Annotated in this window: 20 protein-coding genes; 11 read left to right on the top strand and 9 right to left on the bottom strand. The window is 67.1% G+C overall.

Annotated features, from left to right (window positions below; all coding sequences use genetic code 11):
* Positions 1-4 precede the first annotated feature (4 nt).
* The 5 genes from urtD to RZE79_RS07650 form a co-directional block, all read right to left on the bottom strand.
* Positions 5-883, bottom strand: coding sequence for an urea ABC transporter ATP-binding protein UrtD (gene urtD / locus RZE79_RS07670; protein WP_319359673.1), 879 nt, complete (start codon positions 881-883; stop codon positions 5-7).
* Positions 880-2,094, bottom strand: a complete 1,215-nt coding sequence (urtC, locus tag RZE79_RS07665) for an urea ABC transporter permease subunit UrtC (protein WP_319359672.1) — start codon at positions 2,092-2,094, stop codon at positions 880-882. Before urtC ends, urtD begins: the two co-directional genes overlap by 4 nt.
* Entirely contained in the window at positions 2,091-3,638 is a 1,548-nt protein-coding gene (urtB, locus tag RZE79_RS07660) for an urea ABC transporter permease subunit UrtB (RefSeq protein ID WP_319359671.1), read from the bottom strand. Before urtB ends, urtC begins: the two co-directional genes overlap by 4 nt.
* Positions 3,639-3,822: 184 nt before the next feature.
* Positions 3,823-5,091 carry an urea ABC transporter substrate-binding protein gene (gene urtA / locus RZE79_RS07655; RefSeq protein WP_319359670.1) on the bottom strand — a complete coding sequence of 423 codons (1,269 nt, stop codon included), beginning with the start codon at positions 5,089-5,091 and terminating at the stop codon, positions 3,823-3,825.
* A 115-nt stretch (positions 5,092-5,206) separates the two neighbouring features.
* On the bottom strand, positions 5,207-5,530 hold the full coding sequence (locus tag RZE79_RS07650; protein WP_319359669.1) for a nucleotide pyrophosphohydrolase: 324 nt from the start codon (positions 5,528-5,530) through the stop codon (positions 5,207-5,209).
* Here RZE79_RS07650 and RZE79_RS07645 point away from each other — a divergent pair.
* Complete coding sequence (locus RZE79_RS07645) at positions 5,513-6,208, top strand: nucleotidyltransferase domain-containing protein (RefSeq protein ID WP_319359668.1); 696 nt, start codon at positions 5,513-5,515, stop codon at positions 6,206-6,208. The genes RZE79_RS07650 and RZE79_RS07645 overlap by 18 nt on opposite strands.
* Positions 6,192-6,620, top strand: a complete 429-nt coding sequence (locus RZE79_RS07640; protein WP_319359667.1) for a hypothetical protein — start codon at positions 6,192-6,194, stop codon at positions 6,618-6,620. Before RZE79_RS07645 ends, RZE79_RS07640 begins: the two co-directional genes overlap by 17 nt.
* 48 nt (positions 6,621-6,668) lie before the next feature.
* On the opposite strand, the gene RZE79_RS07635 is transcribed toward RZE79_RS07640, so the two are convergent.
* Together RZE79_RS07635 and ppk2 are read right to left on the bottom strand one after the other, a co-directional pair.
* Positions 6,669-7,706 carry a PHB depolymerase family esterase gene (locus tag RZE79_RS07635; protein WP_319359666.1) on the bottom strand — a complete coding sequence of 346 codons (1,038 nt, stop codon included), beginning with the start codon at positions 7,704-7,706 and terminating at the stop codon, positions 6,669-6,671.
* 50 nt (positions 7,707-7,756) lie between these two features.
* Positions 7,757-8,683, bottom strand: coding sequence for a polyphosphate kinase 2 (ppk2, locus tag RZE79_RS07630; protein ID WP_319361123.1), 927 nt, complete (start codon positions 8,681-8,683; stop codon positions 7,757-7,759).
* Positions 8,684-8,879: 196 nt separating this feature from the next.
* Here ppk2 and RZE79_RS07625 point away from each other — a divergent pair, with 196 nt between their 5' ends.
* The 7 genes from RZE79_RS07625 (at position 8,880) to RZE79_RS07595 (ending at position 15,238) form a co-directional block, all read left to right on the top strand.
* Complete coding sequence (locus RZE79_RS07625) at positions 8,880-9,914, top strand: transporter (protein ID WP_319359665.1); 1,035 nt, start codon at positions 8,880-8,882, stop codon at positions 9,912-9,914.
* A 97-nt stretch (positions 9,915-10,011) separates the two neighbouring features.
* A complete protein-coding gene (locus tag RZE79_RS07620; RefSeq protein WP_319359664.1) occupies positions 10,012-10,869 on the top strand; it encodes a 3',5'-nucleoside bisphosphate phosphatase in 858 nt (285 codons plus the stop codon).
* Positions 10,866-11,843 (top strand): DMT family transporter, encoded by a 978-nt coding sequence (locus tag RZE79_RS07615; RefSeq protein ID WP_153285608.1) that lies wholly within the window; start codon positions 10,866-10,868, stop codon positions 11,841-11,843. Before RZE79_RS07620 ends, RZE79_RS07615 begins: the two co-directional genes overlap by 4 nt.
* Positions 11,844-11,859: 16 nt before the next feature.
* Positions 11,860-12,495, top strand: a complete 636-nt coding sequence (locus RZE79_RS07610) for an L-threonylcarbamoyladenylate synthase (RefSeq protein WP_319359663.1) — start codon at positions 11,860-11,862, stop codon at positions 12,493-12,495.
* Between the two features lie 43 nt (positions 12,496-12,538).
* Positions 12,539-13,210: a site-2 protease family protein gene (locus RZE79_RS07605; RefSeq protein ID WP_319359662.1), complete on the top strand. Its 672-nt coding sequence runs from the start codon at positions 12,539-12,541 to the stop codon at positions 13,208-13,210.
* 17 nt (positions 13,211-13,227) lie between these two features.
* Positions 13,228-14,559, top strand: a complete 1,332-nt coding sequence (locus tag RZE79_RS07600) for a tryptophan--tRNA ligase (protein WP_319359661.1) — start codon at positions 13,228-13,230, stop codon at positions 14,557-14,559.
* 76 nt (positions 14,560-14,635) lie between these two features.
* Positions 14,636-15,238, top strand: coding sequence for a response regulator transcription factor (locus tag RZE79_RS07595; RefSeq protein ID WP_056578680.1), 603 nt, complete (start codon positions 14,636-14,638; stop codon positions 15,236-15,238).
* A 76-nt stretch (positions 15,239-15,314) separates the two neighbouring features.
* Here the strand turns inward: RZE79_RS07595 and RZE79_RS07590 are convergent, their stop codons facing one another.
* Positions 15,315-16,706, bottom strand: a complete 1,392-nt coding sequence (locus RZE79_RS07590; RefSeq protein ID WP_319359660.1) for a HAMP domain-containing sensor histidine kinase — start codon at positions 16,704-16,706, stop codon at positions 15,315-15,317.
* 222 nt (positions 16,707-16,928) lie between these two features.
* Here RZE79_RS07590 and RZE79_RS07585 point away from each other — a divergent pair, with 222 nt between their 5' ends.
* Entirely contained in the window at positions 16,929-17,330 is a 402-nt protein-coding gene (locus RZE79_RS07585; RefSeq protein WP_101489232.1) for a phage holin family protein, read from the top strand.
* 22 nt (positions 17,331-17,352) lie between these two features.
* On the opposite strand, the gene RZE79_RS07580 is transcribed toward RZE79_RS07585, so the two are convergent.
* Positions 17,353-18,717, bottom strand: coding sequence for an amidohydrolase (locus RZE79_RS07580; RefSeq protein WP_319359659.1), 1,365 nt, complete (start codon positions 18,715-18,717; stop codon positions 17,353-17,355).
* Positions 18,718-18,895: 178 nt separating this feature from the next.
* Here RZE79_RS07580 and RZE79_RS07575 point away from each other — a divergent pair, with 178 nt between their 5' ends.
* Positions 18,896-19,846, top strand: coding sequence for a LysR substrate-binding domain-containing protein (locus RZE79_RS07575; RefSeq protein ID WP_319359658.1), 951 nt, complete (start codon positions 18,896-18,898; stop codon positions 19,844-19,846).
* The last annotated feature ends 88 nt before the right edge of the window (positions 19,847-19,934 follow it).

Raw genomic sequence — 19,934 nt, 5'->3', positions numbered from 1 at the left:
TCCGTCAGCGGCCCAGGTAGACCTCGATCACGCGCTCGTCGGCCTGCACCTCGTCGAGCGTGCCTTGCGCGAGCACGGAGCCATCGCACAGCACGGTCACGATCTCGGAGATGGTGCGGATGAAGCTCATGTCGTGCTCCACCACCATCAGCGAATGCTTGCCCTTGAGCGTGAGGAAGAGTTCGGCGGTGCGCGCGGTTTCCTCGTCGGTCATGCCGGCCACGGGCTCGTCGAGCAGCAGCAGTTTCGGGTCTTGCATGAGCAGCATGCCGATCTCGAGCCACTGCTTCTGGCCGTGGCTCAGGTTGCCGGCCAGGCGCGACACGCTGTCGGCCAGGTGGATGGTTTCCAGCACTTCGGCCAAGCGGTCGCTCTGCGCCGAGTCGAGCCTGAACAGCATCGACGCGCGCACGCCCTTGTCGGTCTTCAGCGCGAGCTCGAGGTTCTCGAACACGGTGAGGTGCTCGAACACGGTCGGCTTCTGGAACTTGCGGCCGATGCCCAGCTGCGCAATGTCAGCTTCGCGGTGACGCAACAGGTCGATGGTGCTGCCGAAGAACACGGTGCCCGAGTCGGGTCGGGTCTTGCCGGTGATGATGTCCATCATCGTGGTCTTGCCGGCGCCGTTGGGGCCGATGATGCAGCGCAGCTCGCCCGGTGCGATGTCGAGCGAGAGCTTGTTGATGGCCTTGAAGCCGTCGAAGCTCACGCTCACGTCTTCGAGGTACAGGATGCGGCCGTGGGTGATGTCGACCTCGCCCGGTGTGGCGATGCGGCCGAAGCCGGCCTCGCGGCCGCCCGACTCGGTCTGGCCCGTGGCCGTGTGCAGGCCGGCCGCGCGTGCGGCGCGCTCGGCGCCGGCTTCCATGAGGTCGGGTGTCATGCGCGGGCTCCCTTCGCGTCGACGGGCAGCGAGACGAGTGCCTCAGGCTCGACGCCCTTCTCTGCGGCGATGGCGCGTCGTGCATCCTGCACAGGCTCGGCCGCTGGCGTCTTCTCCTTCGACAGCCACTTCTTCACCAACCCCACGATGCCGTTCGGCAGGAACAGCGTGACGGCAATGAACAAGGCACCCAGGAAGTACAGCCAGTACTCGGGGTACGCCACGGTGAGCCAGCTCTTGGCCCCGTTGACGATGAAGGCGCCGATGATCGGCCCGATCAGCGTGGCGCGTCCGCCCACCGCGGCCCAGATCGCGATCTCGATGGAGTTGGCAGCGCTCATCTCGCCCGGGTTGATGATGCCCACCTGCGGCACATACAGCGCACCGGCGACACCGCACATCACGGCCGAGATGACCCAGATCGTGAGCTTGTACGGCAGCGGGTTGTAGCCCGAGAACATCACGCGCGTTTCGGCATCGCGAATGGCCTGCAGCACGCGGCCGAACTTGCTGCCGATGAGCCACTTGGCGAACAGGAAGAAGCCCAGCAGCGTGAGGCCGGTGAGCGCGAAGAGCGTCATGCGCATCTCTTGCGTGGCGATCGGGATGTTCAGGATGCGCTTGAAATCGGTGAAGCCGTTGTTGCCGCCGAAGCCCGTCTCATTGCGGAAGAACAGCAGCATGGCCGCGAAGGTCATGGCCTGCGTGATGATCGAAAAATACACGCCCTTGATGCGCGAGCGAAAGGCGAAGAAGCCGAACACGAAGGCGATGAGGCCGGGCACCGCGACGATGAGCAGCAGCGTCATGCCGAAGCTGCCGCTGAAGGTCCAGTGCCAGGGCAGTTCCTTCCAGTCGAGGAACACCATGAAGTCGGGCAGATCGCTCTTGTAGTTGCCGTCGCGGCCGATCTGGCGCATGAGGTACATGCCCATCATGTAGCCGCCGAGCGCGAAGAAGAGGCCATGGCCCAGCGAGAGGATGCCGGTGTAGCCCCAGATCAGGTCCATGGCCAGCGCGCAGATGGCGTAGCACATGATCTTGCCGACGAGCGCGACGGCGTAGTCGCTCATGTGCAGCGGGCTGTCGGCCGGCACCCACATGTTGAGCACCGGCGCGATCGCGCACACCACGATCAGCGCGACGAAGAAGGCCGTCCAGCCCTTGCCGCTCAGCAGCGGCCCTTTGGTTGGCAACGTGACCTTGCTCATGCTTCCGCGCTCCGGCCCTTCATCGCGAAGATGCCTTGCGGGCGCTTCTGGATGAAGATGATGATGAAAACGAGCACCGCGATCTTCGCGAGCACCGCGCCCGCCCAGCCTTCGATGAACTTGTTGAGAATGCCCAGCCCCAGCGCCGCATACACGGTGCCCGCGAGCTGGCCGACGCCGCCCATCACGACCACCATGAAGCTGTCGACGATGTAGCTCTGGCCCAGGTCGGGGCCGACGTTGCCGATCTGGCTGAGCGCGCAGCCCGCCAGGCCCGCGATGCCCGAGCCGAGCGCGAAGGCGTAGGTGTCGATGCGCGCGGTGTTCACGCCCATGCACGAGGCGATCGGGCGGTTCTGCGTGACGCCGCGCACGAAGAGGCCCAGGCGCGTCTTGCCGATGAGCCAGCCCATCGCAAGCAACACCAGCGCCGCAAAGATGACGATGCAGATGCGGTTCCATGGCAGCGTGACGTTGCTCAACATCGTGAAGCCGCCGCTCATCCAGCCGGGGTTTTCGACGCCGACGTTCTGCGCGCCGAAGAGCGAACGCACGAGCTGCTGCAGCATCAGGCTGATGCCCCAGGTGGCCAGCAGCGTCTCGAGCGGCCGGCCGTAGAGGAAGCGAATCACACCACGTTCGAGCACCGCGCCCACGAGCGCCGAGGCGAGGAACGACACGGGAATCGCAGCGACCAGGTACCAGCCGAACGCCGCCTCGGGCATGTACTTCTGGAAGATGCCCTGCATCACGTAGGTGGCGTAGGCGCCGATCATCATCAGCTCGCCGTGCGCCATGTTGATGACGCCCATCAGCCCGTAGGTGATGGCCAGGCCGAGCGCGGCGAGCAGCAGCACCGAGCCCAGGCTGATGCCGCTGAACACGGCGTTGATGCGGTCGCCCCAGACCAGCGCGCCGTCGATGTTCGCGATGGAGGCGGTGATGGCCGCCTTCACATCGGCTTCGGTCTCGTCGGCCAGGCGCTGGTTGAGCAGCAGCTTGGTGTCGGGGTTCTGGTTGTTGCCCAGTTCCTTGGCCGCGGCGAGGCGCTTGGCCTTGTCCGTGCTGGTGAGCATGCTCGCGGCGCGCACGAGTTCGAGCTGCGCCTTGATCTTCGGATTCTTTTCGGCGGCCAGCGCCTTCTCGACCATCGGCACGCGCGATTCGTCGGGCTCCTTGAAGAGCGCCTGCGCGGCTTCGGCGCGCACTGCGTCGTCGGTGCTCGTGAGCTTGAGCGCGGCCTGCGCGGCATCGAGTGCGCCGCGCATGAGGTTGTTGTTGACGACGTCTTCGGCGGTGTCGGGCACCTTCAGCTCGGCGCCGGTGACAGGATCAAAACCCTTGTCGTCCTTCATCACGAAGACCTTGTCTTCGGTGTACTTCACGGCGTCGTCGGCCATGGCCTGGATGAAGGCGGAGGTCTTGTCGTCGGCAGTGAGCACGGCCTTGTTGAGCGCGGCGATGCGGGCTTCGGACTCGCCGGAGGCGATGGCCCGGGCTTCGTCGGCGGTCAGCGCGTGGGCGGCCGGCGCTGCGAGGAGCATGGCGGCGAAGGCGCAGTGAAGGGTTCGTCGAAGCATCATGAACTTGGAAGTTGGGGTTGGCCCCTTCCCCTTCCGGGGGAAGGTTGGGATGGGGGCACGCGGCGCCCGGACAAGCGCAGTGCTCGAATCGACCGCCGTCAGCCCCCACCCCTGCCCTCCCCCAGAGGGGGAGGGAGAAACTCGCTTACATCGACTTGCCAGCCGGGTAATCCGGCTTCTTGTCATTGCCTTCGATGAATGGGCTCCACGGCTTGGCCTTCACCGGACCCGGCGTCTTCCACACCACGCCGAACTGGCCATCGGCCTTGATCTCGCCGATGAACACGCTCTTGTGCAGGTGATGGTTCTTCTCGTCCATCTTCGAGACGATGCCCGACGGGGCCGTGAAGGTCTGGCCGGCCATCGCCGCGATCACCTTGTCGGTGTCGGTCGACTTGGCCTTCTCCACTGCTTGCTTCCACATGTGGATGCCGATCCAGGTGGCTTCCATCGGATCGTTGGTGAGTGGCTTGTCCTTGTGGCCGGCGATGTTCTTGGCCTTGGCGTAGTCGCCCCATTGCTTGATGAACGCCGTGTTGGTCGGGTTCTTGATCGACATGAAGTAGTTCCATGCCGCCAGGTGGCCCACGAGCGGCTTGGTGTCCACGCCGCGCAGTTCTTCTTCGCCCACCGAGAAGGCGACGACCGGCACGTCCTTGGCCTTCAGGCCGGCGTTGCCCAGCTCCTTGTAGAAGGGGACGTTGGAGTCGCCGTTGATGGTCGAGACCACCGCGGTCTTGCCGCCGGCCGAGAACTTCTTGATGTCGGCAACGATGGTCTGGTAATCGCTGTGGCCGAAGGGCGTGTACTTCTCGTCGATGTCGGTGTCCTTCACGCCCTTGCTCTTGAGGTAGGCGCGCAGGATCTTGTTGGTGGTGCGGGGGTAGACGTAGTCGGTGCCCAGCAGCACCCAGCGCTTGGCGCCGCCGCCTTCCTTGCTCATGAGGTAATCGACGGCCGGAATGGCTTGCTGGTTGGGCGCGGCGCCCGTGTAGAACACATTCTTCGAGAGCTCTTCGCCTTCGTACTGCACGGGGTAGAACAAGAGGCCGTTCATTTCCTCGACCACCGGCAGCACCGACTTGCGCGACACCGAGGTCCAGCAGCCGAAGATCACCGAGACCTTGTCCTGGCCGAGCAGCTGCTTGGTCTTTTCGGCGAACAGCGGCCAGTTGGAGGCCGGGTCGACGATCACGGGCTCGAGCTGCTTGCCCAGCACGCCGCCCTTCTTGTTGATGTCTTCGATGGCCATCAGCACCGTGTCTTTCAACACGGTTTCCGAGATGGCCATCGTGCCCGACAGCGAGTGCAGCACGCCGACCTTGATGGTGTCGGCGGCAAATGCGGGCGCAGCACCAATGCTGGCCAGCGCGACGGCGGCGGTGAGCGCCTGAAGGGTGAAACGACGTTGCATGTGGACTCCTGCTCCGGGTTGATTGAACCGTTCGACAGCGCAGGGCTGGCGATGGAGGGAGTCTGCGGAACGCACCATCAAGGGGAAATACGCCGGGTGGCGTACACGGAGGTACTCAGGCGGGTGGCAGCACCGGGTACTTCACGGCGTTGGCGAGCATCTTGTGCTTCGCCGCCTCGACCGGGTCGATGCCGAGCCTGTCGGCCAGCTGCAGCAGGTAGAGCAGGACGTCCGCGATCTCGGTGCCGATCTCGGCGCGCTTGTCAGCGGGCAGCGCCCGGCTCTGTGCTTCGGTGAGCCACTGGAAGTGCTCGAGCAGCTCGGCGGCCTCGACCGACAGGGCCGATGCGAGGTTCTTGGGGGAGTGAAATTGCTCCCAGTCTCGGGCCTGTGCGAAGTCGCGCAAGGCCTGGGTCAGCGATTGCAGGTCATCGGCCATGACAGTCCTGTAGAGATTGAAAAACCCAATTTGGGCATTAAGATACCCAAAATGGGTAAATTGAAATCACCAGCACCGGTTGTCGAGAAGTCCGCCAGCCTGGCGGACGCCCTGTTCACGACCACGCAGCAGCGCGTGCTGGGTTGCCTCTTCGGCCAGCCCGACCGGAGTTTCTTTTCCAGTGAATTGATCAAGCTTACCGGCGCGGGCTCGGGCGCGGTGCAGCGTGAACTCCAGCAGCTGACCGACAGCGGGCTGCTCACGACGTCGCGTGTCGGCAACCAGAAGCACTACCACGCCAACGCAGACGCGCCGATCTTCGAAGAGCTGTGCGGCATCGTGCGCAAGACCTTCGGGCTCGCGGGCCCGCTGCGCGATGCCTTGCAGCCTGTGGCCGACAAGATCGACGCGGCCTTCGTCTTCGGCTCGGTGGCCAAGAAGAGCGACACCGCTTCCAGCGACATCGACCTGCTGCTGATCAGTGACGAACTTGCGTATTCCGATCTCTTTCTCGCACTCGACGCGGTCTCGGCGCGCCTCGGCCGTACAGTGAATCCCACCCTGTTCACGAGGAAAGAACTGATGCGAAAGCTCAAGGACGGCGAATCTTTCGTCACGCGCGTCATCGCACAGCCCAAGCTCTGGGTGATCGGCGACGCGCATGCCCTCCCCGCTTGACAATCTGTGCGGCCCGTCAAAGCCGCTGACGGCCGAAGCACCCGATGCACGCGAGTTCGCGGGCTTGCTTCGCTCCGGACTGGCGCGCCTGGCCGACGCGCAGGTCGCCCAGCTCTCGCTGGAAAGCCGCTTCGATCTGGCCTACAACGCGGCGCATGCCTTGTGTCTCGCGGCGCTGCGATGGCATGGCTACCGATCGGGCAACCGCTTCATCGTCTTCCAGGTGCTGCCACACACCCTGTCGCTGGGGCCGGAAGTCTGGCGCGTGCTGGCCAAGGGGCACGAGATTCGCAACCTCGGTGAATACGAAGGCGACATGAACATCGATGAGCGCATCGTGCGCGACCTCATCGCCGCCTCTCAGCGCGTGGCCTCGGCGCTGTCCGGGTTGCCTCCTCCTGCCACCTCCTAGCGCTGCCGCACACCGCGCGCCTGGCGTGTCCGTCAAGGCGCCAGCCGCTTACCGCACGCGCTTGAACTGCGCGGCCGCAAAGGCCCACGCCATGCGCGTCGCATCGGGCCCGATCGGATCGCTGAACAACAGCCCCCGCGCCCCGCCGCTCCACGAATGCCCGAGCCCCGCGATCTCGCACAGCGTGACGACGGTGCGGCCCTGGCGCTTGAAGTCGGTCACGCGCATGGCGCGGCGCTGGCCGCGCTGCAGGTCGCGCGCCACGCCGGCGTGCGCGCCCACGGCGGCGGCCCAGACGGCCGCGCTGCTCACGGCATTGCTGGGCGCGACGACCGCATCGGCGTCGCCGTGCAGCACCAGCATCGGCGGCAGCGTCGTGAAGACGGCGGCCGCGCCCATGGCCTTGCCGACCGCGGTGACGGGCATCGGCGGCACGTGCTGGCCGCGCATGGCGCCGAGCGCGGTGGCCGACGACCTGGCGGCGCCGGGCGCGACGCCCGAGTGCATGACCACGGCGCGAAAGCGGTTCGCATAGCGCGTGGCCAGCAGCGCCGCCATGCTCGCGCCGGCCGACAGGCCGACCACGGCCACGCGGTCGCGGTCCACGGGGTACAGCATGCAGGCCTGGTCGACGGCGGCCATCAGCGTGGCGGCCTCGGCATCGGCCTTGCCGGAGCGGCGCTCGTACCAGTTCCAGCAGCCTTGCGGATGGGCGATGCGGTCTTGCTCGGGATAGAGGACGAAAAAACGCTGGCGCACCGCGAGTGCGTTCATGCGCGTGCTGGCCGCGAAGTCGCGCCCGGTCTGGCCGCAGCCGTGCAGCATGACCATGAGCGGGAGTTTCTCGCCGGGTTGCAGCGCCAGGTCGGCCGGGCGGAACAAGTGATAACCGCGCGCGCCACCCGCGCCCATCGCCATGCCGCTGAGCCAGTCGCCCTTGCCGGGCGGCGGCTTGAGCCGCTTGGCGGTCGCGCGTTGCACCTGGCCGGCCACGCGCTTGCCGTTGCTCAGCGTGAGCTTGGTGAGCGCCTTCAGGTTGCGCTCGTAAGCGCGGGCGAAGAAGGAAGCGGTGGAGCGACGGGCCATGGCGCAGTGTGCAGGCAAAAGCGCCGGGCGGCCAAACGGCCGCGGACCCCTCAGTAGATCTCCGGGACGATCATGTTCGCAGGCACAGGCTGACGCAGGTAGTCGTCGTGCCGCTCGCGCGCAGGCAACTCGACCGGCGCATGCGCCACTTCCTGGTAGGGCAGCTGGCCCAGCAGATGGCTGATGCAGTTCAGGCGCGCCTTTTTCTTGTCGACGGCCTGCACCACCCACCACGGCGCCTCGGGGATGTGGGTGCGCTCCAGCATGATCTCTTTCGCCTTGGTGTATTCCTCCCAGCGGCGGCGGCTTTCGAGGTCCATGGGGCTGAGCTTCCACTGCTTGAGCGGGTCGTGGATGCGGCCCAGGAAGCGCATGTGCTGCTCGTCGTCGGTGATGGAGAACCAGTACTTGATGACCTTGATGCCCGAGCGCACGAGCATCTTCTCGAACTCGGGCACGGTGCGGAAGAACTCCTCGTACTCGTCGTCGCTGCAGAAGCCCATCACGCGCTCGACGCCGGCGCGGTTGTACCAGCTGCGGTCGAACAGCACCATCTCGCCGGCGGCCGGCAGGTGCGCCACGTAGCGCTGGAAGTACCACTGCGTGCGTTCGCGGTCGTTGGGTGCGGGCAGCGCGGCCACGCGCGCCACGCGCGGGTTCAGGCGCTGGGTGATGCGCTTGATGACACCGCCCTTGCCCGCCGCGTCGCGGCCTTCGAAAAGAATGACCACCTTCTGCTTGCTGTGCTGCACCCAGTCCTGCAGCTTGACCAGTTCGCCCTGCAGGCGGAACAGCTCCTTGAAATAGGCCTGGCGCGCCGCCTTGTCGGACACGGAAGACGCGGCCGAGGCGGGGTCGAGCCCGTCGAGGTTGCGGTCTTCGATCTCCAGTTCGAGCTCTTCGTCGTAGCTGTCGATCAGGTCGCGGGCGATGCGTTGCATCAGGTCTTCGTGGTCGGGAACGGCGCTCGTCAGCATGATGAAAAGGGGCAAGAGTGGCGGGTAGACAAAAAGCATGCTGCACCCGCCGCATGACGGCGGCGTGACGGTTTTGCGGCTGATTTCTGTCAGCCGACACGCCGTTGTCACATGGCGCGAACACCATCCGGAGCACGCTGGCAGCCCGCCGACCGGGGGGCGCCTGTTGTTCCCACGTCTTTTCTGACCACGCACCTTGTCGGTATTTCATGACCTCGCCGCGCAGTCCTATGGCGGTGACGAAGCCGGGCTGATCTGCGGCTATCTGTTCGACGCCGCGGCGCCGGAGCCCGCGCGGGCGATCGATTCGGCGCAGGCCGCCGCCTGGCTGGCCGACGCGGACCGCGTCGCGGACAGCGGCGCCTACGTGTGGCTGCACTTCAACCTGAGCCATGCCCATGCGGAGCGTTGGCTGACGCGGCACGCGGCCCTGTCGGACACCTTCTACGAGACGCTGCACGAAGGCCTGCCGTCCACGCGCATCGAGCGTGCCGACGACTCGCTGATCGCGGTCATCAACGACGTGCACTTCGAATTCAGCTTCGAGCCCTCGGACATTTCCACGCTGTGGATCAGCGTCGGCCCGCGCCTGGTGGTCACGGCGCGCACCAAGCCGCTGCGCTCGGTCGACGCGCTGCGCACGGCCGTGAAGGCGGGCGAGGCGCCGCGCTCGAGCACCGAGCTGCTCGAGCACCTGCTGCGCGCGCAGGCCGACGTGCTGGTGAAGATCGTGCGCGGCGTGACCTCGCGCATCGACCGCATCGAGGACGAGCTGCTGGCCGGCCGTTTGGACCACAAGCGCGCGCGCCTGGGCGTGCTGCGCCGGCTGCTGGTGCGGCTGCAGCGGCTGCTGGCGCCCGAGCCGGCCGCGCTGTTCCGCCTGCTGCAGGGCCCGCCGGCGTGGATGGCCGAGGCCGACGCACAGGAGCTGCGCGGCTCGACCGAGGAGTTCTCGGTGGTGCTGCGCGACATGCAGGCGCTGCAGGAACGCATCAAGCTGCTGCAGGAAGAAATAGCGGCCAACGTCAACGAGGACAACAACCGCAGCCTGTTCGTGCTGACGGTGGTCACGGTGCTGGCGCTGCCGATCAACATCCTGGCCGGCCTGTTCGGCATGAACGTGGGCGGCATTCCGCTGGCGGAGCACAGGCACGGGTTCTGGATCGTGGTGGCGATCGTGGCCACCTTCACCGCGGTGGCCGCATGGACGGCATTCCGCAAGAAGCGCTGAGGCGCATGCACCGGCGCATTAATGCTATTTATTTAGTAGCATCTTCCATAGCATCCATGCGCCCGCGTCAATATTCCAGACCCCCTAGAATGGCGGGGTGTCCTCCATTCTCAATGCCGATCTTCACTGCCACTCCGTGGTCTCCGACGGCACATTGACGCCCGAAGAACTGGCCGCACGCGCCGCCGCCAACGGGGTCGAGCTCTGGGCCCTCACCGATCACGACGAGGTCGGCGGCCAGCACCGCGCTGCCGCCGCGGCCCGCGCGAACGGCATGCGCTACCTCACCGGCACCGAGATCTCGGTGACCTTCGCGAACGAAACCGTGCACATCGTCGGCCTGGGCTTCGACCCCGACGATGCCGCCATGTCGCAGGGCCTGTACGACACGCGCGGTGGCCGCGGCAAGCGCGCGCAGGAAATGTCCGAGGGGCTGGCCAAGGTCGGCATCCATGGCGCCTACGAAGGCGCGCTCAAGTTCGTCGGCAACCCCGAACTGATTTCGCGCACGCACTTCGCGCGCTTCCTGGTCGAGCAGGGCCATTGCCGCGACACGCCCGAGGTGTTTCGCAAGTTCCTCACCGAAGGCAAGCCGGGCTACGTGCCGCACCGCTGGGCCTCGCTGAAAGACGCCGTGCACTGGATCACCGCCGCCAAGGGCATGGCCGTGATCGCGCACCCGGGCCGCTACAAGTTCACGGCCAACGAGGAGTACGCGCTGTTCCTCGAGTTCAAGGCGCATGGCGGCCAGGCGATCGAGGTCGTCACGGGCAGCCACACGACGGCCGAATACGTCGAGTACGCCGACAAGGCGCTCGAGTTCGATTTCGCCGCCTCGCGCGGCAGCGATTTCCACAGCCCCGACGAGAGCCACTGCGATCTCGGCAAGCTGCCACCGTTGCCCGGCGCCCTCACGCCGGTGTGGGAACTGCTCGGCCACCGCATCCAGCAGTGAGCCAGAGCCCCGGGCCCGGCACCGACAACGCGGCCAGCGCCGCGCTGGCCCAGGCACGCGCCGCGGCGCAAATCAGCCGCCGCACCGAATCCGAACGCATCCTCGCGGGCATCGGGCTGGTGATGCTGGCCGTGGCCTGCTTCGCCACGCTCGACACCGCCACCAAGTACTCGACGCTCGCCGTGCCCGTGCTCATGGGCGTGTGGTTCCGCTACGCCTTCCAGGCTGTGGCCACCACGCTGGTGCTGCTGCCGCTGCGCGGCACGGCCCTGCTGCGCACGCAGCACCCGCGCTACCAGGCACTGCGCGGGGCGCTGCTGCTGGGCTCGAGCCTCTTTGCCTTTTTGAGCCTGCGCTACATGCCGTTGGCCGAGTTCACGTCGATCGTGCTGATCGCGCCGCTGGTCATCACGCTGCTGGCGGCCACCACGCTCAAGGAGCAGGTGTCGCCGCTGCGCTGGACGCTGGTGGCGGGTGGCTTCCTCGGCACGCTGGTCATCCTGCGCCCGGGCGGCGGCAGCTTCAGCTGGGCCGTGTTGCTGCCGCTGGGGCTGGTGCTGACCAACGCCTGGTTCCAGGTGCTTACCAGCAAGCTCGCACAGACCGAGAACCCGCTGACGATGCACTTCTACACGGGCTGGGTCGGCACGCTGCTCGCCTCGGTGGCCGTGCCTTTCGCCTGGACCGCCCTGCCCTCGTGGGAATGGTGGGCGCTGCTGTGCCTCATGGGTTTCATGGGCACGGTGGGACACTTCATGCTGATCCTGGCCTACCAACGCGCGCCGGCCTCCACCCTCACGCCGTACCTGTACGCGCAGATCGCCTTTGCGATGCTGGGCGGCTGGCTCATTTTTTCCCACGTGCCCGACCGCTTCTCGCTGATCGGCATGGCGATGATCGCCGTGTGCGGCGCCGCCGGCGCGTGGCTCACCGTGCGCGAGCGGCGTGTGCCGATCGAACCCGCGGAATCCTGATCAGGAGCAATTCACCATGGCCCAGTACTTCGAAGTCCACCCCGAGAACCCCCAGCAGCGCCTGCTGAAGCAGGCCGTGGCGCTGCTCGCGCGCGGTGAGATCGTGGCCGTGCCCACCGACTCCAGCTACGCGCTGGCCTGCCACCTGGACGACAAGGACGCGGTCGACCAGCTGCGCCGCATCCGCCAGGTCGACGAGAAACACCACCTCACGCTGCTGTGCCGCGACCTGAGCGAGCTGGCCAACTACGCGCGCGTCGACAACAAGCAGTACCGCCTGCTGAAGGCCGCCACGCCCGGGCCCTACACCTTCCTGCTCGAAGCCACCAAGGAAGTGCCGCGCCGCGTGAGCCATCCGCAGCGCAAGACCATCGGCCTGCGCGTGCCCGACCACAAGGTGCTGCTGGAGCTGCTGTCGCTGCACGGCGCGCCGCTCTTGGCCACCACCCTCATCGCGCCCGGCGAGACCGACGCGCTGAACGACGCGCAGGAAATCCGCGACCGCTTCGAAAAGCAGATCGGCGCCGTCATCGACGCCGGCGCCTGCCCTTCGCAGCCGACCACCGTGGTCGACCTCACGCCCATGGGCACGGGCGACGACCCGGTCGTGGTGCGCCAGGGCCGGGGTGCACTCGCGGTGCTTGGCCTCTGACAAACGGCTCGGCCGCCCCATTCCTCTCTGACACAATCACGCAGTGGATATTTCCAATCTGATACAGACGGTCCTGATTTACGCACTGCCGGTGATCTTCGCGATCACCGTGCACGAAGCGGCGCACGGCTACGTGGCACGCCACTTCGGGGACAACACCGCGGCCATGATGGGCCGCGTGACGCTCAACCCGCTGAAGCACATCGACCCCATCGGGACCATCCTGATGCCGCTGATGCTGTACTTCGCGACCTCAGGCGCCTTCCTGTTCGGCTACGCCAAGCCGGTGCCGGTCAACTTCAACCGCCTGCGCCATCCCAAGCGCGACATGATCTGGGTCGCGCTCGCGGGCCCCGCGTCCAATTTCATCCAGGCCATCCTGTGGGCCGTGCTGCTGATCGTGATCGTCGCGGCCGGCGTCAATGAAACCTTTTTCATCAAGATGTGCCAGGGCGGCGTGCTGGTCAACCTCGTGATGTGGGCCTTCAACCTGTTTCCGCTGCCCCCGCTCGACGGCGGCCGCGTGCTGGCCGGCCTGCTGCCCAGCGGCCCGGCGCAAAACTTCCTGGCGCGCATCGAGCCCTACGGTTTCTTCATCGTGATGGCGCTGGTGATTGCCGGCATCGTCAGCACCTACTGGCTGCGCCCGCTGATGGATGCCGGCTACTTCGTGGTCAACCTGCTCATCACGCCGCTCAAGGCAATGCTGCTCTAAGTTTCTCCTTCCGTCACATGGCTTCGTCTTCTCCCGCTCCCCTGCGCGTCCTGACCGGCATCACGCCGTCGGGCACGCCGCACCTCGGCAACTACGTCGGCTCGATCCGCCATTCGGTGCGCCAGAGCGTCGCGACCGGCGTCGAGAGCTACTTCTTCCTGGCCGACTACCACGCACTCATCAAGGTGCAGGAGCCCGCGCTCATCCAGCGCTCCACGCTCGAAATTGCGGCCAGCTGGCTGGCCTGCGGCCTCGACCCCGAACGCGTCACGTTTTATCGCCAGTCGGACATCGCCGAGATCACCGAGCTCACCTGGTTCCTGACCTGCGTCACCGGCAAGGGCGTGCTCAATCGCGCCCATGCCTACAAGGCCCAGCTCGACAAGAACATCGCCAAGGGCGAAGAGCCCGATGCCGACGTGACGGCCGGCCTGTTCATGTACCCCGTGCTCATGGGCGCCGACATCCTGATGTTCAACGCCCACAAGGTGCCCGTGGGCCGCGACCAGGTGCAGCACATCGAGATGGCGCGCGATATGGCGCAGCGCTTCAACCACCAGTACGGCGAGCACTTCACGCTGCCCGACGCCGAGATCGACGATGCGGTCGCCACCTTGCCCGGCCTGGACGGCCGCAAGATGAGCAAGAGCTACAACAACACGATCCCGCTGTTCGCGCCGCGCGCGCAGCTGCAAAAGCAGATCGCCAGCATCGTCACCGACTCGCGCGCGCCCGGCGAGCCCAAGGACACCGAGGGCTCGGCCCTGTTCCAGATCTACCAGGCCTTCGCCAGCGCCGAGGAAACCGAAGCCCTGCGCAAGGCGTACGCCGACGGCATCGCCTGGGGCGACGCCAAGCAGGTGCTGTTCGAGCGCATCGACCGCGAAGTGGCACCGCTGCGCGCGCGCTACGAGGCGCTCATGAACGACCCCGCCGAAATCGAACGCATCCTGCTGTTGGGTGCCGAGAAGGCGCGCAAGCTGTCGCGCCCCTTCATGACCTCGCTGCGCCACGCGGTCGGCCTGCGCAACCTCGCGGCGGGCCGCGACGGTGGCAACGCCAAGGCCGCGAAGGTGGCAAAGCCCAGCTTCAAGCAATATCGCGAGAAGGCCGACGGCCTTTTCTATTTCAAGCTGCTCGATGCGCGCGGCGAAACCCTTTTGCAAAGCCGTGGATTCGCGTCGCCGCAGGAAGCGGGCCGTACCATCGCCGACTTGCAGGCGCAACGCGGCGCGGCGCTCACGGCACTGGCCGCGCAGCTCGAACCGGTCGACGCGCAACAGGCTCACGCCGCCACCGAGGCGCTGGAGGCACTGGCGGAGGCAACGTCCACCACCCAGGGACATTGATCCGGCAACAACCCGCGGGCCATCCACCGGCGGGTGTGACAAGAGAGAAGACGGTGCGATCACAAAGGAAGAAAACATGAGCATTTATGTCATCGACGACCACCCCCTGATGCGCGACGCGATCGTGATGGTCCTGCGTCGCCTGCGCCCCGCCGAGAACATCGTCGAGCTCGAGCGGCTCGACAAGCTCGCCAGTTCGGTCCAGCAGCGTGGCGCGCCCACCCTTTTCTGCCTGGACCTGAAGCTGCCGGACACCAACGGGGTCTCGGGCGTGATCGCGGTCAAGCAGGTCTATCCGAACGTGCCGATCGCCGTGTATTCGGCGGCCCCGGCTGCCGACATGGAAGACGCCTGCATCGAGGCCGGCGCTGATACCTACATCGAGAAGTCGGCCAGCTCCAACGAGCTGGCAGCCGCCCTGCGCGGTCTGCTGATGGCCGGGTCGGAAGACGACACCGAAGAGATGCCGGCCGCCAACAGCGGCAAGCTCTCCAAGCGCCAGACCCAGCTGATCGCCATGCTCGACAAAGGCATGAGCAACCGCGACATCGCGACCGACCTGGAGATCAGCGAACACACGGTGAAGGTGCACCTGTGGCGCCTGTTCCGCCGCCTGGGCGTGAAGAGCCGTACGCAGGCGCTGCACTACGCACGCACCAACGGGCTGCTGTCGGGCTGAGCCCGCGAAGCTGCTGGCTTGATCAGGAACCGCGCCTCGTGCGCGGTTTTTTCATGGGCGGTGCAACAACAACCGATCAGCCGCCCGACGCACTCACCCGCGCCTGCGCCACCGCCTCGTCGGCATCGTGCAGCGCCACGCGGAACACGCTGCCGCTGCCCAGGCGCGAGCGCACGCTGACCGGGTGGCCCAGCACGTGCGACAGCCGTGCGACGATGGCCAGGCCCAGGCCGAAGCCGTCGGAGGTGCCGGCGTGGTCGGCCACCTTGTAGAACTCGAGGAACACGTCGCGCAGGTGCTCGGGCGCGATGCCGATGCCGGTGTCCCACACCTCCACGCGCATGCCCTCGCGGGTCTGGCGCGCGGCCAGCAGCACGCCGCCTTCGGTCGTGTACTTGATGGCGTTGGCGAGCAGGTTGCCGATCATGCGGCGCACGCGGATCGGGTCGGTGAGGAACGAGCCTTCGGTCACATGCACCCGGAAGTCCAGGCCCCGGCTCTCGGCCACGGGGCGGTACTGCAGCTCGAGGTCGTGCAGCAGCTCGGCCACGTCGACGCGCTCGATGTGCAGCCGCACCTGGCCCGCGTCGATGCGCGCGAGGTCGAACATGGAGTCGAACAGCGCGTTCACCGCGTGGGTCGCGCGCACGATCTTCGGGGCGAGCTCGAGCACCAGCTCGGGCTCGTTGCGCAGCCAGTCGGCGTACAGCGACAGCGCCAGTACGGGCTGGCGCATGTCGTGCGCGGCGCTGGCCAGGAAGCGGTTCTTCATGGCCACGGCCGACACCGCCGCCTGCCGCTGCTGCGTGAGCGACTTGATCAGGATGTGGTTGTGGAACAGCAGCTCCAGGCTGTTGCGCGCCGTCTCATGGATGTTGCGGCCGGCGCGCAACAGCAGGAACCAGTGCAGCGCCGGCAGCAGCGGCATCAGGTAGCCGTACTGGAAATGCGGGTGCTGCATGGTGACGGCCACGAGGCGCACCAGCACCGCGCCGAGCATGGTGATGAACAGTGTGTTGACGTAGCGCTTGAGCAGCGGCGGGTGCAGCGCCAGCCCGTTGAGCGGGAAGGTGCCCACGCCGGCCACGATGAGCCAGCTCATGAACTGGTTGACCTGCGGCGTGCGCTCGAAGAACAGCAGCACCGAACAACCCCAGACCACCGCACTGGTGCTCCACACGAAGCCGTAGCGGTCGGTGAACTGCTGCTGCGCGACCGCGCTGCGCCCGGCATAGCGCACGGCATACACGCGCGCGCCCCAGGCCCGGCAGGTGGTGGCGATGATGCCGGCGGCCAGCCAGGTCAGCAGCTCCCAGCGGGGCACGTGGCCCCAGCCCAGGCCGACCATGGCGGGCATGAGCGCCGCCGAAACGATATAGGAGCCGCGCGCCGAGCGCATCAGGCTGCGGATGAGTTCCCCGCGCACCCACGACTCGGCCTCGTCGGCCGACGCCGGAGCGGGTGTCACGCTTGCGATCGACGCATTCGCCATGGATGCATGACCGCGGTTGATGCGGCCAAACCAGAGAAAGATGGAGACAGACGCCTGCGCAGGCGCCAGAAGTTCGCGATCTTAACGGTCTGTCGCCCACGGTTTCGGGAAGTAACCGCAGAAAATCCGCCCTCCCCGCACGCCGGCCTGCCGCGACGCCCCGTTTACCATGCGGGCTGCCGACACACACCGCACGCCATGCTGAACAACATCACCCCTTTCCTCGTCCACTGGGCCATCACCGGCATCTCGCTGTGGGTCGCCAGCCACCTCTTCAAGGGGCTCAAGTTCGACAGCACCGCGGCGCTGATCGTGTCGGCGCTGCTGCTCGGCCTGGCCAACGCGGTCGTCAAGCCGCTGCTGATCTTCCTCACACTGCCGCTGACGCTGCTGACCTTCGGCCTGTTCCTGCTGGTCATCAACGCGCTGATGGTCATGCTCGTGGCGGCGCTGGTGAAGGGCTTCAAGGTGTCGGGCTTCTGGACCGCCCTCTTCGCGAGCATCTTCATCTCGCTGCTGAGCATCCTCATCGGCTCGTTCGTGACGGGCGGCGATCCGGCCGAGCAGATCCAGATGCCGCAGGGCGGCAACTGGCTCTGAGCGGCCAACGGAAGCAGCGCGCTCAGCGCTGCGCGCCCGCCATGTAGTCCACCGTCAGCTGCGACAGCGTGCGCACGCCGATCAGCAGGCTGGCTTCATCGACGAAGAAGCGCGGCGAGTGGTTGGGCTCGGCTTTGGCTGCGTCGCGACCGGGCGGCGTGGCGCCGATCATCACGAACAGGCCCGGCGCCTTCTGCGCGAAGAACGAGAAGTCTTCGCCGCCCGTGCCCTTCGGAATCACCACCGGCTTGGCGCCCGGCACGCGCTGCAGGCTGGGCACCATCTGCGCGGTCAGGGTGGCGTCGTTCACGGTCGGGGCGTAGCCGTCGGCCTCGAAGCGGACCTCCGCCGTGCCGCCGCCGCTTTGCGCGATGTGCGAGGCGGTCTCGCCCATGCGCTTCATGATGAACTGGCGCATCTCGTCGTCGTAGGTGCGCAGCGTGCCGCTCATCTCGACCGCGTCGGGAATGATGTTGTAGCGCGTGCCCGCGTTGAAGGTGCCCACGCTGAGCACCGACGGCTCCTTGGTCACGTTGACCTGGCGGCTCGCGATGGTCTGGAAGCCCAGCACGATCTGCGAGCCCAGCACGATCGGGTCGACCCCGCTCCAGGGTTGCGAGCCGTGCGTCTGGCGGCCCTTCACGCTCACCTTGAAGGTGTCCGAACTCGCGGTGATGGGGCCGGGCTTGTAGCCGATCTGCCCGGTGTTCAGCGCCGAGACCAGGTGCAGGCCGAACACCGCGTCGGGCGTGGGCGCGTCGAAGGCGCCTTCGGCCAGCATGCGGCGCGCACCGCCGATCTCGGCGTTGGGCAGTTTTTCTTCGGCCGGCTGGAAGATCAGCTTCACGGTGCCCGGCAGCTGCGCCTTCATCGAGGCCAGCACCTCGGCCACGCCCATGAGGATCGCCACGTGGCCGTCGTGTCCGCAGGCGTGCATGACGTCGACGGTGGCGAAGCCCCACTGCGCGCGGGCCTTGGAGGCGAAGGGCACGTCGACCTGCTCCTTCACGGGAAGCGCGTCCATGTCGGCGCGCAGCGCCACCACCGGGCCGGGCCTGGCGCCGCGCAACGTGGCGACCACGCCGGTCACGGCCACGCCTTCGCGCACCTCGTAGCCCAGCGCCTTCAGGTGGGCCGCGACCAGCGCGGCGGTGCGCTTTTCCTGGTTGCCGAGTTCGGGGTGCTGGTGGATGTCGCGGCGCCAGTCGATCACCTTCTGCTCGATGGCCTTGGAACGCTCGGCGATCAGCGGGTACAGCGGCACGGCGGCGGCCGGCGCGGGCGATGCCGCAGCGGCAGGCGCCTCCTGCGCCGAGGCGCACAGGGACGAGACGGCAAGAACGATGGGCAGGCACAGGCGTGCGGCCGGACGGAATCGGTGGGACATGGTGAGGTGTTGTCTGAAGAAGAAGGGAAGGACCCGCCGGGCGGGGGCCCTTCGTCCGCACGGCCCCGTCGGGCCGGCAGCCGATGCGCCCTTGTCTGCCGCCCGACCCCATGAGCGTAGGAAGGCCACCGATTGGCGTCCAATCGCTTTTGCATCGCTTGATAATGATTGCCTATCGATGGCCCCCGACACGCCCACACCCTCCTCCGTGCTGCACGAGCGGCTGCTCGCGCGGCTGCGGCTGCGTCACCTGAAGCTGATCGACGCGCTGGCCGCGCACTCGCACCTGCGCCGCGCGGCCGACGCGATCCACATCAGCCAGCCGGCGGCCACGCAGATGCTGCAGGAGGTCGAGAGCCTGATCGACACGCCGCTGTTCGAGCGCCACGCGCGCGGCATGCGCATCACCGAGGCCGGGCGCCTGCTGGCGCTGCATGCGCGCATGGTGATCGACGCGATGCAGGTCGCCAGTGACGGCCTCGCGGCGCTGGCCGCGCAAGAGACCCGCGCGCTGCGCATCGGTGCCATCGAGGCGGCCATCGCCAGCGTGCTGCAGCCCGCGCTCAACGGGCTGCATGCGAAGCACCCCAAGCTGCGCCTGTTCATCGAGGAAGGCAACATCGAACGTCTCACGATCGGCCTGCGCGCGGGCGCTTTCGACGCCGTGCTGCTGCGCCAGCCGGCGCGCGTGCCCGACGCCCACCGCTTCGTGCCGCTGCGCAGCGACTCGGTGGTGGTCATCGCCGGCATCAATCACCCGGCGGCGCAACGCAAGCGACTGCGGCTGCGCGACCTCGCCGACTCGCGCTGGGTGCTGCCGCCGTCGCACTTCGCGGTGCGTCAGGTGATGGAGGCCGCCTGGGCTGCCGAGCAGATCGTGCCGCGCCCGCACGCCATCCAGGTGCTCACGCCGCAGCTGGTGCGCGCCCTGCTCTCGCAGCCCGACGTGGTGGTGCCGGTGCCGCGCACCGTGCTCGACCAGCTCGACCGCTCGGCCGTGGTCGAGCTGCCGCTGCGCATGAACGCGCCCATCGCGCCGCTGGGCATCCTGTATCGCGCCGACCACGCGGTCGGGCCGCTGGTGCTGCTGGTCGATTTCCTGGTCGCGCAGGCGAAAAAGAAGCCGTGACAGAAGCCCAGACGGCCACGGGCATCGCCCTGCTTCACACCTGCTTAACCGGGCGATAGCACACTCGACCCCACCCGCCGGCCCTTCC

Origin of the sequence: Variovorax sp. EBFNA2, from assembly GCF_033802765.1 — a bacterium.
Lineage (GTDB): Bacteria > Pseudomonadota > Gammaproteobacteria > Burkholderiales > Burkholderiaceae_C > Variovorax > Variovorax paradoxus_H.
Note: the sequence above shows the minus strand (reverse complement) of the source record. Positions and strands in the feature narration are given on the sequence as shown.

Bases quoted from the DNA above. Each gene is read 5' to 3' on its own strand.
- RZE79_RS07600 (WP_319359661.1), top strand. From the start codon at position 13,228: ATGGCTTCGTCTTCTCCCGCTCCCCTGCGCGTCCTGACCGGCATCACG.
- urtB (WP_319359671.1), bottom strand. From the start codon at position 3,638: ATGCTCCTCGCAGCGCCGGCCGCCCACGCGCTGACCGCCGACGAAGCC.
- RZE79_RS07635 (WP_319359666.1), bottom strand. From the start codon at position 7,706: ATGGCCCGTCGCTCCACCGCTTCCTTCTTCGCCCGCGCTTACGAGCGC.
- RZE79_RS07640 (WP_319359667.1), top strand. From the start codon at position 6,192: ATGCCCTCCCCGCTTGACAATCTGTGCGGCCCGTCAAAGCCGCTGACG.
- ppk2 (WP_319361123.1), bottom strand. From the start codon at position 8,683: ATGCTGACGAGCGCCGTTCCCGACCACGAAGACCTGATGCAACGCATC.
- urtC (WP_319359672.1), bottom strand. From the start codon at position 2,094: ATGAGCAAGGTCACGTTGCCAACCAAAGGGCCGCTGCTGAGCGGCAAG.
- urtD (WP_319359673.1), bottom strand. From the start codon at position 883: ATGACACCCGACCTCATGGAAGCCGGCGCCGAGCGCGCCGCACGCGCG.
- RZE79_RS07595 (WP_056578680.1), top strand. From the start codon at position 14,636: ATGAGCATTTATGTCATCGACGACCACCCCCTGATGCGCGACGCGATC.
- RZE79_RS07610 (WP_319359663.1), top strand. From the start codon at position 11,860: ATGGCCCAGTACTTCGAAGTCCACCCCGAGAACCCCCAGCAGCGCCTG.
- RZE79_RS07650 (WP_319359669.1), bottom strand. From the start codon at position 5,530: ATGGCCGATGACCTGCAATCGCTGACCCAGGCCTTGCGCGACTTCGCA.
- RZE79_RS07580 (WP_319359659.1), bottom strand. From the start codon at position 18,717: ATGTCCCACCGATTCCGTCCGGCCGCACGCCTGTGCCTGCCCATCGTT.
- RZE79_RS07575 (WP_319359658.1), top strand. From the start codon at position 18,896: ATGGCCCCCGACACGCCCACACCCTCCTCCGTGCTGCACGAGCGGCTG.
- urtA (WP_319359670.1), bottom strand. From the start codon at position 5,091: ATGCAACGTCGTTTCACCCTTCAGGCGCTCACCGCCGCCGTCGCGCTG.
- RZE79_RS07585 (WP_101489232.1), top strand. From the start codon at position 16,929: ATGCTGAACAACATCACCCCTTTCCTCGTCCACTGGGCCATCACCGGC.